The organism is Brevundimonas sp. AVps4, assembly GCF_058681525.1.
In genome coordinates this window covers 449,927-462,547 of sequence record NZ_CM178741.1, presented here as the reverse complement: position 1 = coordinate 462,547, position 12,621 = coordinate 449,927, and the positions used below count along the sequence as shown (strand labels likewise).

General features: G+C 66.7%; 12 protein-coding genes and 1 tRNA gene. 9 read left to right on the top strand and 4 right to left on the bottom strand.

Translation table 11 applies throughout. The annotated features are described in order from the left end of the window. Window positions 1-14: 14 nt before the first annotated feature. From fsa to ACW178_RS02260, 3 genes are all read left to right on the top strand, one after another. A complete protein-coding gene (gene fsa, locus ACW178_RS02270; protein WP_054766781.1) occupies window positions 15-668 on the top strand; it encodes a fructose-6-phosphate aldolase in 654 nt (217 codons plus the stop codon). Between the two features lie 36 nt (window positions 669-704). Continuing rightward, window positions 705-1,412 (top strand): DUF484 family protein, encoded by a 708-nt coding sequence (locus ACW178_RS02265; protein ID WP_152951037.1) that lies wholly within the window; start codon window positions 705-707, stop codon window positions 1,410-1,412. Between the two features lie 157 nt (window positions 1,413-1,569). Then, the gene (locus ACW178_RS02260) at window positions 1,570-2,493 is read left to right on the top strand and encodes a tyrosine recombinase XerC (protein ID WP_191558412.1); all 924 of its coding nucleotides are present in this window, start codon (window positions 1,570-1,572) and stop codon (window positions 2,491-2,493) included. A gap of 4 nt (window positions 2,494-2,497) precedes the next feature. Here ACW178_RS02260 and ACW178_RS02255 read toward each other — a convergent pair whose 3' ends face one another. Both ACW178_RS02255 and ACW178_RS02250 read right to left on the bottom strand, forming a co-directional pair. Further along, window positions 2,498-3,331: a hypothetical protein gene (locus ACW178_RS02255; protein ID WP_353781607.1), complete on the bottom strand. Its 834-nt coding sequence runs from the start codon at window positions 3,329-3,331 to the stop codon at window positions 2,498-2,500. A gap of 65 nt (window positions 3,332-3,396) precedes the next feature. Next, complete coding sequence (locus ACW178_RS02250; RefSeq protein WP_287103836.1) at window positions 3,397-6,000, bottom strand: TonB-dependent receptor; 2,604 nt, start codon at window positions 5,998-6,000, stop codon at window positions 3,397-3,399. Between the two features lie 281 nt (window positions 6,001-6,281). Here ACW178_RS02250 and ACW178_RS02245 point away from each other — a divergent pair, with 281 nt between their 5' ends. Then, complete coding sequence (locus ACW178_RS02245; RefSeq protein WP_054766780.1) at window positions 6,282-6,659, top strand: hypothetical protein; 378 nt, start codon at window positions 6,282-6,284, stop codon at window positions 6,657-6,659. A gap of 214 nt (window positions 6,660-6,873) precedes the next feature. Here ACW178_RS02245 and ACW178_RS02240 read toward each other — a convergent pair whose 3' ends face one another. Continuing rightward, window positions 6,874-7,581: a recombinase family protein gene (locus tag ACW178_RS02240; protein WP_492024818.1), complete on the bottom strand. Its 708-nt coding sequence runs from the start codon at window positions 7,579-7,581 to the stop codon at window positions 6,874-6,876. A 304-nt stretch (window positions 7,582-7,885) separates the two neighbouring features. On the opposite strand from ACW178_RS02240, the gene ACW178_RS02235 reads away from it, so the two are divergent. After that, window positions 7,886-9,051, top strand: a protein-coding gene (locus ACW178_RS02235) for an IS3 family transposase (protein WP_191559183.1) whose coding sequence is annotated in 2 segments (ribosomal slippage) — window positions 7,886-8,144 and window positions 8,144-9,051 — 1,167 coding nt in all. Because the reading frame shifts where the segments join, the coding sequence is not laid out codon by codon here. Between the two features lie 194 nt (window positions 9,052-9,245). Here the strand turns inward: ACW178_RS02235 and ACW178_RS02230 are convergent. Further along, window positions 9,246-9,321 (bottom strand) — tRNA-Ala (locus ACW178_RS02230). A gap of 164 nt (window positions 9,322-9,485) precedes the next feature. Here ACW178_RS02230 and ACW178_RS02225 point away from each other — a divergent pair. The 4 genes from ACW178_RS02225 (at window position 9,486) to ACW178_RS02210 (ending at window position 12,613) form a co-directional block, all read left to right on the top strand. Then, a complete protein-coding gene (locus tag ACW178_RS02225) occupies window positions 9,486-9,791 on the top strand; it encodes a YggT family protein (RefSeq protein ID WP_054764334.1) in 306 nt (101 codons plus the stop codon). A 106-nt stretch (window positions 9,792-9,897) separates the two neighbouring features. Further along, window positions 9,898-10,779: a 3-hydroxybutyryl-CoA dehydrogenase gene (locus ACW178_RS02220; protein ID WP_152949199.1), complete on the top strand. Its 882-nt coding sequence runs from the start codon at window positions 9,898-9,900 to the stop codon at window positions 10,777-10,779. Beyond that, complete coding sequence (locus ACW178_RS02215) at window positions 10,776-11,321, top strand: phthalate transporter (RefSeq protein WP_191558671.1); 546 nt, start codon at window positions 10,776-10,778, stop codon at window positions 11,319-11,321. Before ACW178_RS02220 ends, ACW178_RS02215 begins: the two co-directional genes overlap by 4 nt. A 50-nt stretch (window positions 11,322-11,371) precedes the next feature. Then, entirely contained in the window at window positions 11,372-12,613 is a 1,242-nt protein-coding gene (locus ACW178_RS02210; protein ID WP_054764331.1) for a DUF418 domain-containing protein, read from the top strand. Window positions 12,614-12,621 lie beyond the last annotated feature (8 nt).

Genomic DNA, 12,621 nt, shown 5'->3' with positions numbered 1-12,621 from the left:
CTATGAAGCCGTCCATGAAACTCTTTCTCGATACCGCCGACGTCGCCGTCATCAAGGACATGGTTCCCACCGGCATGGTGGACGGCGTCACCACCAATCCGTCGCTGATCGCCAAGTCGGGTCGGAACATCGCCGAGGTCATCGCCGAAATCTGCGCCCTGGTCGAGGGCCCGATTTCCGCCGAGGCCGTCTCGCTCGATTTCGAGACCATGGTCAAGGAGGGCGACAAGCTGGCCGCCATCGCCCCCAATGTGGTCGTGAAGCTGCCCCTGACCTGGGACGGTCTGCGCGCCTGTCGCGTCTTCACCGACAAGGGGATCAAGACCAACGTCACCCTGTGCTTCTCCGCCGCCCAGGCCCTGCTGGCGGCCAAGGCCGGCGCTACCTTCGTCTCGCCCTTCGTCGGTCGGCTGGAGGACAACGGCGCCGACGGGATCGCCCTGTTGGAAGAAATTCGGGTGATGTACGACGTCCACGGTTTCGAGACCCAGATCCTGGCCGCCTCGCTGCGCAACGTCGCCCATGTGGCCGCCGCCGCCGTGGCCGGATCGGACGCCGCCACCTTCGGCGCCGACACTTTCAAGGCTCTGGTAAAGCACCCGTTAACCGACAAGGGTCTTGATGCCTTTGTGGCGGACTGGGCCAAGACCGGTCAGTCCATCCTGTAACTCGCGCGTCACGGAGAAGGTCTGTTGAGCGGCTCATTGGACCTTTTCGAAACCTCTGAAGCGGACGCCGCCCCGGGCGACGGTCTCCACTGGCCGGATGTTCGCGGCTGGCTGCAGGCCCATCCCCAGATGCTGCTGGACGACCGGTCGCTGCTGGAGGAGATCGGCCTGCGCCCGCACGGTCGCAATGTGATCGAGTTCGGCGCCGCCGCCCTGACGCGGCTTGAGGCGGTGGTCGAGCGCGAGGCCGGCGCCCGGCGCGAGGTCGAGATGATCGCCCGCGCCAATTTCGCCGCCCAGACCCAGACCCACGTCGCCGCCCTGGATCTGATGGAGGCGCGCAATCATTCCGATCTGGCGCGTCGCCTCGACGCCGCGGCCCAGGGCCGGTTCGGCCTGGCCGGCGCCGCCATCGCCCTCGAAAGACCCGGCGGGGTGCCGTTCGGCTGGCGCGGACTGGACGCCGGCGAGGTGGACCGCCTGCTGGGCGACCACGGCCTGAGCTGGCTGGGGCCGATGTTCGACGGGCTCGACCTGTTCGGCGCGGCCGGCGATCAGGTGAAGTCGGTGGCCCTGGTCCGCATGGCGCCGCATCTGACCCCCGGCGAACCGCCCCGACCCTGCCTGTGCGCCTTCGGCTCGCCTGAGCCCGAGGGTTTCACCCCCAATATGGGCTGCGAACTGGCGGCCTTTCTGGCGCGGGTGGTGGAGCGGATGGCCGAGCGATGGCCGGTGTTGAACTGACTTTCCGTACTTCGCTCACCGTCACCCTCGGGCTTGACCCGAGGGTCGGACGCTCCGTCGCAAATGCGTACGGGTTGGCGCACGATCCCCGCCATTCGCCTCGTTCAACGCCCGATCCTCGGGTCAAGCCCGAGGATGACGGACAGGAAACGGGCGAATGACCGCCGCCGAGGCCCTCCACGCCTGGCTGGAGCATCTGGCGCACGAGCGACGGCTGTCGCCCCGCACCCTTGAGGCCTACGGCCATATCGGCCGGCTCTATGTCGCCTTTCTCGAACGCCATCGCGGCGAGACCCTGACGCTGAAAGGCCTGGGAACCATCACCGCCGCCGAGGTGCGCGCCCATTTAGCCGACCGCCGCAGCGGCGATCACCCCTTGGCGGCCCGATCCCTGAGCCAGACCCTGTCGGCCGTTCGGGGCTTTCACGCCTTTCTGGACCGGCGGCTGGACACGCCCGCCCCCCAGCTGGCTCTGGTGCGCGGTCCCCGGATCAAGCCGTCCCTGCCCCGCCCCGTCAGCGAGGACCAGGCGCGCGGCCTGCTGGCCGAACCCGACGCCGATCCGGACGCCGAACCCTGGGAAGCCGCGCGCGACCGGGCCGTCCTGACCCTGCTGTACGGCTGCGGCCTGCGGATTTCCGAAGGCCTGTCTCTCGTCCGCGCCGATGCGCCCCTGGGCGAGACCCTGCGCATCGTCGGCAAGGGCGCCAAGACCCGGGTCGCGCCCGTTCTGCCGGCCGTCCGCGCGGCGGTGGACGCCTATCTGGCGCTGCTGCCCTTCCCGCTCCAGCCGTCGGACGCCCTGTTCCGGGCTCGGCGCGGCGGCCCGCTCAGCCCGCGCCACGTCCAGGCCTCGGTCCAGCGACTGCGCGGGCGGCTGGGCCTGCCCGAACGCACCACCCCCCACGCCCTGCGCCACAGTTTCGCGACCCATCTGCTGGGGGCCGGCGCCGATCTGCGCTCGATCCAGGAACTGCTGGGCCACGCCAGCCTGTCCACCACTCAGAAATACACCGGCGTCGATGCGGAGCGCCTGTTGAGCGCCTATTCCGCCGCCCATCCGCGCGCGAGCGGCGCCTGACGGATCAGGGCGCCGTCGTCGCGACGGGCGTGCGCATCGCCAGGATTTCCCGTGTCCGCCGGGTGATGCCGTAGAGGACGCCGGGCTCGCTCTCGTCCCAGTCGATCGCCTGACCCTCGGCCTCTATGCCGAGGGTTTCCAGATGATCCAGAATTCCCCCGCCTTCGGGCAGGGCGACGACATAGAGTTCGGGCCGGTCGTGGCCGGTCAGATAGAGACGTCCGTCCGGTCCCCAGCCGCCGCCGGAAATGCTCATCGGCGCAATCCGCTCCAGAATGGAGACCGGCAGCCCCCAGGCCTCCAGCCGTCGCCATTGGTCGTCGAACCGCACCAGGGTGGTGTGGCGGTGGTCGCGCGGCGCCTCGCCCCCGCGACCGTCATAGTTGGCGAACATGGCCCACCAGGCGCCGTCATGTCGATCGACCCAGGTGATCGAACCCGTCCCCATGCCCAGGGCGACGCTGCGCTTGTGATGCAGGTCGACGGCGTCGAAGACCTCCACCGTGCTGATCTGAGGAACGGCGGGAAAGTTGGAGCTGGCGCAGACCAGTTCGCCGTCGATCAGGGCGCAAGAGTTGATGTGCGGAAATCGGGCTCGGTCACCGGTCCATTCGGCCTGTTTGGCGCCCGTCTTCTTGTCATAGCGCACGATCGACCAGTTGGAGACGGCGTAGACGTCATCGGGTCCCACGGCCACGCCTTGGCGCGCCTCAGCGGGGTAGCGCCGCAGAGTCCGAGCTTCGCCCGACAGGACGAGCGGCGCAACCGCGTCGCCTTCGGCCGTCGGTGTGGCCTGGGCGGCCGAGACAAGCAGCGACAACAGGACGGAGGCGAGCATGACAGGCGTTCCTCAAAAGGACAGGGGCCGCGTCCCGGAGAAGGCGGCCCCTTTGATCGTCGGGATTAGAAGCTGGCGGACAGACCGACCCAGTAGGTGCGGCCGTAGTTGGCCGATTCCTGAAGATAGGTTCGACCCGGGCCGGTCACTTCCCGGCGTCCCGAGTTCGACAGGTTCTGGCCTTCGACGAAGACGGTGAGGCCGTTGTCGAAGCGCCAGCTGACCGAGGCGTCATAGACGTGGCGGCCCTTCCAGTATTGGTCGGCGTTCGGAATGGTGTCGTTGATCGTTTCCAGGAAGCCGCCGATATAGTTGTGCGAGACGCGGGCCTCGATGGGGCCGCGCTGATACCAGATCGATTCATTGGTGGTGGTCGCCGGCTGCTGGAACAGACCCGTGTGACGCTTGCCCGCCGTGGTCAGGAAGGTGAACTCCGTGTCCAGGAAGGTGGCGTTGGCGCTGACGCCCAGGCCGTCGAACGGCGCCGGCAGCATGGTCAGGGCCTGCTGGAAGGCGACTTCGACGCCGCGAATCTTGGCCGTTTCGGCGTTCGTCGGCGTCGAGACGATCACCGCCTCCACGCCCCGGCCCACGTCCAGGTTCTGGACCGAGCTGAGAGTGAAGATCTCGTTGGCGATGTCCTTGGTGAACAGGGCGACCGACATCAGCCCGTCGGTCGGATAGTATTCAAACGACAGGTCCAGACCTTCGCTCTCGCGCGCCTTCAGGCCGGGGTTGCCGCGGGACAGGGTCGGCTGCGAGCCGTCGAAGCTGATGCTCTCGCTGGCGGCCAGCGAACCGAAGTCCGGCCGGCCGATGGTGTTGGTCCAGGCGGCGCGGACGACCATGTTCTGACGCAGATTCCAGCGCAGGTGCAGGCTGGGCAGCCAGTTGTCATAGTCGCCGCTGTTCGACACCGGCGTCAGGACGCCGCCGGATAGGCGGGCGGCGTCCGAACTGACCTCGGTCTTCTCATAGCGCAGTCCGCCCAGCAGGGTCAGGTCGCCGACCCTGTAGCTGGCCTGGGCGTAGCCGGCGAAGACGTCCTCGGTGACGTCATAGTCGCCGGTCGGGGCGGCGGTCTTGACGTTGAAGCTGTCTGCGTTGGCCGCATAGAAGGCCTCCGCCGTCGCCACGTCGATACGCGGCGTCAGACGATACTGCCCTTCGATCAGCTTGTCCGGCCCCGGACGATCGACCTGATCCAGGGTATAGATGAAGCCCGGCTTGGTCGTGTAGTCGGTGCGGCTGGACCGATAGCTGCGATCGCTGGAGCGCCACACGGCGCCGACCTTCGCCTTCAGGTTCCGCGTCTCGCCGCCGTCGTCGAAGGCCAGGTTGAACCGCGCCTGGGTGGTGTCTTCATCGGTCCGCAGCAAGGACACGCGCCGTTGCTGGAGATTGAACAGAGTTGGGTCGCGGAAGGCCGTCGGATTGGTCGGCGTGAACACCGGGAAAAAGTTCGAGGTGTCGTAGCGGAAGCCGAAGTTGGCGTTCGACGCCGTGCGGAACTCCATCGAGGTGTTGGGGGTCTCTGAGCCCGCCTGTGAATAGACCAGATCGCCGTCCAGCCGCCATTGCGGGGCGGCGTCCCACCGGAAGGCGGTGCGGCCCAGGCCGATCTCGCGACGGGTGATGGGCTGGTTCAGACCGATGATGTTGCGCCCGGTGGCGAAGGTTCCCGAGGTGCGGGTCTGGTTGGTCACATTGCCGACCGGCTCGGTGCGGAACTCGGTCCGCTCCTCATCGTCCTCCATCCGGGCGTACAGGGCCGAGGCCTCCCAGCGGAAATCGACGCTCGGCCGCCATTCCAGCTTTCCGTTCGCGCCCGAACGCTGTTTGGTGTTGTTGTACCAGAACAGGCGCAGTTGGGTCGGCACCTGGATTCCGTTGCCGGTCGGAGCGCCCGAGTTCACCGGCTTGCCGGCCGCGTCGTATTCGCGGATCGAAGGCGCGGCCGACTCCGCCTGTGGAATGTCGTAGTCGAGCTGCTCGTGGGAGGCGCCGATCACCACGCCCCATTCGTCGGCCGCGCCGAAGCGGCGACCGGCTGCGAAGGCCAGGCGATAGGACGGATCGTCGTTGCGGACGTCGCCGTGCTGTTCATAGACGCCGTAGGAGGCCATGCCGTTGAAGAAGGGTTTGGCTGCGTCGAACGCGCTGCGGGTGGCGACATTGATCACGCCGCCGATGGCGTTGCCGTCGTTCTCGGGCGTGACCGTCTTGATCACCTCGACCCGGCCGGCCATCACGGAGGGCACGATGTCCATCGGCACGGTGCGGGCGCTTTCATCTACCGAACCCACGAAGGCGCCGTCGATGGTCGTGCGGTTGTAGGTGGAGGCCAGGCCCCGAAGGATCGGCCAGCGCGGCTCGCCCTGATCCTCCATCACCGAGACGCCGGGAATGCGGCGCAGGGCGGCGGCGGTATTGTGGTCCGGCAGCTTGCCGATGTCGTCGGCGGAGACGGCGTCCATCACCTCGAACTCAGCGCGTTTCACGGCGATGGCGGCGCGCTGCGCCTCGCGCTGGCCGGTCACGACGATCTCATCGACCTCGGCGGTCGGGTTGTCCTGAACCTGGGCCTGGGCGCTGGCCGCAAGTCCGGCGCTGATCAGGGCGGTGGTGGCGAGCAGAAACCGTTGCCGGCTCTGTGACGAAAAACACATGTTCTATCCCCCAACGTCGAATTTCGACGGGGCTCGCATAGGGGGCGGAGGCGACGTGCAGGCGTCTGTTCTGTGTCGCGCCCGACAACAGTGGGTGGAGATTCGATGGCGATTTCGCCGCTACGCGCCCTTTGCGACCCGAGCTTGTGCGGAGATTGCGACAGTCGGTCGATTGTCGAAGCCTGGGCCGCCTCGGCGCAAACGGGACGTTAACCGAAGCGGCGCACCCTCTTATCAATGTGGCCGCCGGAAACGTCTGGTCGGCCGTGGAGGGCCGGCCCATGTCGACCAAGATGACTTCGAGCGTGCGTCGTCACAGCGACCATTTCGAACCGCAGGACACCGATCCGCACGAGCAGCGCCGCCTGCGCGGCCAGTTGGAGCAGATCGACTACGCCGCCTATGTCGCCAATAAGGAGCTGATCGGCCACACCCTGACCGGTCTGGACGCCGCCTCGCTTCAGAAACTGGCCGTGCTGACCGCCGGCGCCCGCGCCAAATGGGGGGCCGAGGCCCTGCGTCTGGCCCATTCGGGCTCGCCCGTCACCCCCGACCAGGTCGCCCGCCTGACCGCCGCCCGCACCGCCTTCGACGAACTGGCCGAGGTGTATGAGGCCCTGCGTCGCATGGTCGAGCGAGGCTATGTGGTGCTGAAATAGGCTCTAGGGACGCCTGGTGGAGCCGAGGGGACGCCAGAAGGTTCGGATTCGTCGGTCATGGGAAGGCTCTGCGACTCGGGCATTCGACACGATCAACAGAGTCCGATGTCTGATGGCGGTCAACGTCCCGAACGGCGCCGCATGACCGTCTTTGACGTTGCGGCTCCGGGCGGCCACAACATCAGCAAGCCGTAGTCGAATGGCTACGTCCGGTTCAGGCGTGCACTACGCTCTCCTGACGGTCTGTCTGGACCGTCTTCAGCGTGCGCGAGATCGCCGTCACAGTGGTCGTGGAGGCACGATGTAGCCGTGCGGTGGCACGGATGCCCAAACCGTCGATCAGCGACCTCCTGATCGCTTCCAGACGGTCTTCAGGCATGGGCTTGCGACCGGACTTTTTGGTCGTCCGCCGAAGGCCGCTCAATACGCGCTCGCGGTGAATTGCTCTTTCGAATTCGGCGAAGACGCCGAGCATCGAGAACATCATCCGACCCGAGGAGGTCGAGGTGTCGAGGCCCTGCGTGTGGACGTAGAGGTCCACATTCTTGGTCTGGATGTCGCCGAGGAAGTGGATCAGGTCGGGCAAGCTTCGTCCGATCCGGCAGACCGAGAAGCACGCGATCAGATCAAAATCTCTGCGCGCCACTCCCTTCAACAGGTTGTCGAAGCCGGGTCGTTTCTCACGGCCCTTGGCGCCCGAGATGCCCTCATCGAGGAAGGTGGCTACGATCTCCCAGTCCTGCCTCTGGGCGACCGCTCGTAGATCGCGAAGCTGGTTTTCCACGGTCTGGTTTTTGTCGGCCGTCGAGACACGACAGTAGAGGGCCACGCGCTTGGTCAGGGTCATCTCCTCCGAGATCGAGGAGATCATCGTCTCATGAATCGGCGAGGTGTCACCCAAAACGGATGGTGTCAGGAACATCGACGCACGGCTCTGTGCGCGGCCCTGAAGCCCGGATTTACGGGACGCTGAAGGACCGGTTTTCAGGGGTGTTTGGGAGAACGGCTATTCCGGCTCGCCCTCTATGAATTTCCTGCGCCGCTCTGGATCGGTTTCTCCGATCAGGTCGAGCACGAAGATCGCGGCGTCCTGCTTCTTCTTATTGATCCGCTTCTTCGGTGAGGCTGGGACAGCGGGGGCCGAAGTCGGCGGCGCAGGAGGCCTGAGGCGCCCCCTTCCTGATCCCTCGTTTTGAGTGAGAGTCCGTTTCATCAAGGAGACGGACGTGAAGAAGAGCAGGTTCAACGAAGCGCAGATCATAGGCGTGCTGCGCGAGCAGGAGGCCGGAAGCCCGACGGCGGAGGTATGCCGAAGGCACGGGATCAGCGAGCAGACCTTCTATCGGTGGAAGGCGAAGTACAGCGGCATGAGCGTGTCGGACGCCACGAAGCTGAAGGCGCTGGAAGACGAGAACCGGCGGCTGAAGAAGCTGCTGGCGGAGTCGATGCTGGACGTGTCGGCGCTGAAGGATCTTCTGGGAAAAAACTGATCGGGCCTGCAGCGCGCAGAGCGGCCGTGCTTCGTCTGATGGCGGAGCGCGGCTTCTCCCAGAAGCGCGCCTGCGGGCTGGTTCAGATCGATCCGAAGACGGTGCGTCGCGAGCCTGAACAGGGCGATGTGGAGGTGCGCGAGCGCCTGCGCAGCCTGGCGGCTGAGCGCCGCCGGTTCGGCTACCGGCGCTTGGGCATTCTGTTGCAACGGGAGGGCCTCAGCATGAACAAGAAGCGGCTGTTCCGGCTCTATCGGGAGGAAGGCTTGGCGGTGCGACGGCGACGGGGCCGCAAGCGGGCCACCGGAACCCGTGCGCCCATGGCCCTGCCGGACGGCCCAAACCAGCGCTGGTCGCTGGACTTCGTGGCCGACAGTCTGTCGTGGGGCCGACGCTTCCGCATCCTGTGCATCGTGGACGACTTCACGCGCGAGGCCCTGGCTCTGGTGGTCGACACCTCGATCGGCGGCTCACGCATGGCGCGCGAGTTGGACCGGCTGATCGCCCGACGCGGGCGTCCGGCCATGATCGTCAGCGACAACGGGACCGAGATGACCAGCCGGGCCATCCTGGAATGGACCAACCGCACCGGCGTGGCCTGGCATTACATCGCGCCGGGCAAGCCGCAGCAGAATGGCTTCGTCGAAAGCTTCAACGGCAGGCTCCGCGACGAGTGTCTGAACGAGGAGGTCTTCGCCACCCTGGCCGAGGCCCGCGCCGTCATCGAGCGCTGGCGCATCGACTACAACCACGTCAGGCCGCACTCGGCGCACGGGGGACTGACCCCGGAGGCGGTGCGCCTGAACCCCGCGGCCGTTCGGCTGCGCAACTTGATCAGCTCCGCCGCACGGCCGCTCCCGTCGGCGAAGCAGATCGGCTATCAACCCCCTGGACTCTCATAATGATCGAGGGACCAGAGGGGGGCGCCTCAAAGGGGCCGTTTGGACGGTGTGTGCGGCGAGGTGGTGCTACAGCCTTGGGGCGGTGAACTGACTGAAGGGGAACGCTTTTTCGACGGTCTCTTACGAGCCGTGTGTAGCAGCGTGATGTCAGAATTCTCGCCTGAACCTGTCCAAACCCTTGTGGAACAAGGATTTGGTGGAGCCGAGGGGAGTCGAACCCCTGACCTCGTCATTGCGAACGACGCGCTCTACCAACTGAGCTACGGCCCCGTTCCAGTCAGGAGCAGGCCTCCAGGCGAGCGCGGGACATAGAAGGCGGGCGGGCGTGGTGTCAACGGGCTTGTGCGCGCAATCCGCGCAGGCGACCGCAGAAGATTGTCGGATGGGCGGGGGACGGCTAGAAGCCGAGGTTCGCGCCTTGCAGGAGAATACATATGGGCACCGCCCTGGTCTGGCTTGTGAACACCGTCATCGGCCTGATGGTCTGGTTCATCATCATCCAGGCGATCTTGAGCTGGTTGTTCGCCTTCGACGTGATCAACCATCGCAACCGGTTCGTCAGCCAGGTCGCCGACTTCCTGGACCGGATCACCGCCCCCATTCTGGAACCCTTCCGTCGGATCATTCCGCCGCTGGGCGGGATCGACATTTCGCCCATCGTCGTCCTGCTGCTGCTTCAGTTCGTCCGCATCCTGTTCAACGCCTCGGCGGCCCCGGTCCTGATCGGCATGTTGGGCTGAGGCGCCACGGCGGCGGGAGATTCCGACGCGAGACGGCGATTCCGCCCTTGCGCCCGGCCGCCAGCTTCCTAAAGGTGCCGGCCCCGACCATTATTGACCACGGTTCATGAGCACGATCACCACAGTCGCCGTCCTGGGCGCCGGACAGATGGGCGCAGGCATCGCCCATGCGGTGGCCCTGGGCGGCTATTCGGTCCGACTCTACGACGTGGCGCCCGCGCGGCTGCCGCTGGCCCAGGGCGAGATCGCCGCCAGCCTGTCGCGCCACGTCGGCCGCCATCTGGTGACCCAGGCCGAGGCCGACGCCGCCCTGGCCCGGATCGCCGTCACGACGGACATGGCCGAGGCCGTGTCTGACGCGGACCTGGTCATCGAGGCGGCGCTGGAGGACGAGGCGGTCAAGAAGGCCCTCTACGCCGAGGTCGCCCCCCATCTGGGCCCGCAGACCCTTTTGGCCTCCAACACCTCCTCCATTTCGATCACTCGACTGGCCTCGGCCTCGGACCGGCCCGACCGGTTCATCGGCCTGCACTTCATGAAGCCGGCGCCGATCATGCGACTGGTCGAGATCGTGCGCGGCATCGCCACCTCGGCCGAGACCCACGCGGCGGCCGTAGACTTCGCCGAGAGCCTGGGCAAGACCACCACCGACGCCGAGGATTTCCCGGCCTTCATCGTCAACCGGATCCTGGTGCCGATGATGAATGAGGCGATCTTCGCCCTGTATGAAGGGGTCGGCAACGTCGCCTCCATCGACAAGGCGCTGCGCCTGGGCGCCAACCATCCGATGGGGCCGCTGGAGCTGGCGGACTTCATGGGGCTGGACGTGGTCCTGGCCATCATGAACGTCCTGTACGACGGGCTCGCCGACAGCAAATACCGCCCCTGTCCGCTGCTGGTGAAATATGTCGAGGCCGGCTGGCTGGGCCGCAAGAGCGGGCGCGGCTTCTATGACTATTCCGGCGAGACGCCGGCGCCGACGCGATGAGCCGGTTCGAGACCTATGCCGACCTGCCGGGCCAGGCGACCATCCAGTCGCGGCCGGCGCCGCTCTATCCGATCCTGGCCTCTCTGGCCGGCGCCGCCTGGCCCCCGCTGATTCTGACCCTGCCCTTCTGGCCGCCCAACGCGATCGGGATGGGGCGTGACATCGACTGGCGGATTCTGGTGCTGCTGATCGGTCTGGCGGCCGTTCCTGCGGGCCTGTGGCGGATCAATCAGGAGCGCCGTCGCGAGGGTCGGCCGGGGTCGCGGCTGGGCGTGGTCTGGCGTTTCATGCTGTTCGGCGGCCTGACCGCCGCCCTTGTCCAGGTGGTCGTCAGCCTGGCCATGGTGGTCATGGGCTGGCTGGAGGCGGGCGACCTGATGCAGGGTCTCGGCGCGGCCGAGACGACCCTCCTGATCTTCGGCGTGGGCGGCCTGCCCATCGCCATGATCGTCGGGGTCAGCTACGCCCTGTGGGCGGGTCTTTGCGTGGCCTTCATTGCCTTTGAGGCGCGGCCGACGATCGAGGTCGGGCGGCGTCGCTAAGATTATCCGAGCGCCGCTCAGGCGCTGAAACGCTTCGGGGGAGGCTGTGAATGTCGACGGTGAACCAGACGACGGAACCGACCGGATTGGCGCCGGTCGAGGCGCCCGCCCGTATCGCTTCTCTGGACGTGATGCGGGGGCTGGCGGTCCTGGGCATATTGGCGGTGAACGTCGTCTCCTTCGGCCTGCCCTTCATGGTCTATGGCGATGCGGACCTCAGCCCCTTTCCTGTGACGGGCGCCAACGCCGTGGCCCGTTGGGCGATGGACGTCTTCTTCCACCAGAAGTTCATCACCCTCTTCGCCATGTTGTTTGGCGCTTCGATCTTTCTGGTGGGCGGTGAACGAAGCGATGCGGCGCGGGGGCGGCTGCTGCGCCGGCGCCTGTTCTGGCTGGCTGTGATCGCCCTGATCCACGGCCTGGCCTTCTGGTACGGCGACGTCCTTCTGCTCTACGCCTGGTCCGGCCTGTTCGTCATGCTGATGCGGTCCTTCTCCGCCCCCGTTCTGATCGGGGTCGGGCTGGGGGTCACCCTGGCGCTGGGGGCGATGCAGGCGGGGTTGAGCTGGCTGATGGTCGCCGGCCCCGCAGAAGTGGTCGAGGCGATGAAACAGGGCCAGCCGCAGAACAGCCAGGAGGCCGTCGCCGCCGCCATCGCCGCCTATCGCAGCGGCTGGGCCGGGGCCATGGGCCAGAACCTGACCGCCTGGTTCTTCCTCCAGGGCGCCAGCCTGGCCATGTTCGTCTTTTCGACCGTCGCCCTGATGATGACCGGCATGGGTCTGTTCAAGGCGGGTTTCCTCAGCGGCCGGGCGCCGACCTGGCTCTATCTCTTCGTCCTGGCGGTCGGGAGCGCGGTCCTGGCCCTTGTGGCGACGACCCATTGGACCGAAATCATGGCCGCGCCCGACGCCCATCCGACGCAAGGGCTGGCGGAGGCGGTCGCGGCCTTCCCGATCCTGGTGACCCTGGCCTATGTCAGCCTGATCGTGCTCGTGACCACGCGCGGACCGGCCTGGCTGGTCGCCCCGCTTCGGCCGGTGGGGCAGATGGCCCTCACCAACTATCTGAGCCAGACGCTGATCATGACCACCCTCTTTTACATGCCTTGGGGGCCGCGTCTGTTCGGTCAGGTGGACTATGTCGGCATGTGGGGCTTGGTGGCGGCCGTTTGGGCGGTCCAGCTGATCTGGTCTCCGCTGTGGCTGGCGCGGTTCAGAATGGGGCCGCTGGAATGGGTGTGGCGCTGCCTGACCTATGGGCGGCGCGTGCCGATCCGAAAAGCCGCCTGATCGCGCTT

Coding starts and splice junctions, on each gene's coding strand:
- ACW178_RS02255 (WP_353781607.1), bottom strand. CDS start 3,331: ATGCTCGCCTCCGTCCTGTTGTCGCTGCTTGTCTCGGCCGCCCAGGCC.
- ACW178_RS02225 (WP_054764334.1), top strand. CDS start 9,486: ATGGGCACCGCCCTGGTCTGGCTTGTGAACACCGTCATCGGCCTGATG.
- ACW178_RS02245 (WP_054766780.1), top strand. CDS start 6,282: ATGTCGACCAAGATGACTTCGAGCGTGCGTCGTCACAGCGACCATTTC.
- ACW178_RS02210 (WP_054764331.1), top strand. CDS start 11,372: ATGTCGACGGTGAACCAGACGACGGAACCGACCGGATTGGCGCCGGTC.
- fsa (WP_054766781.1), top strand. CDS start 15: ATGAAACTCTTTCTCGATACCGCCGACGTCGCCGTCATCAAGGACATG.
- ACW178_RS02240 (WP_492024818.1), bottom strand. CDS start 7,581: ATGTTCCTGACACCATCCGTTTTGGGTGACACCTCGCCGATTCATGAG.
- ACW178_RS02215 (WP_191558671.1), top strand. CDS start 10,776: ATGAGCCGGTTCGAGACCTATGCCGACCTGCCGGGCCAGGCGACCATC.
- ACW178_RS02220 (WP_152949199.1), top strand. CDS start 9,898: ATGAGCACGATCACCACAGTCGCCGTCCTGGGCGCCGGACAGATGGGC.
- ACW178_RS02250 (WP_287103836.1), bottom strand. CDS start 6,000: ATGTGTTTTTCGTCACAGAGCCGGCAACGGTTTCTGCTCGCCACCACC.
- ACW178_RS02260 (WP_191558412.1), top strand. CDS start 1,570: ATGACCGCCGCCGAGGCCCTCCACGCCTGGCTGGAGCATCTGGCGCAC.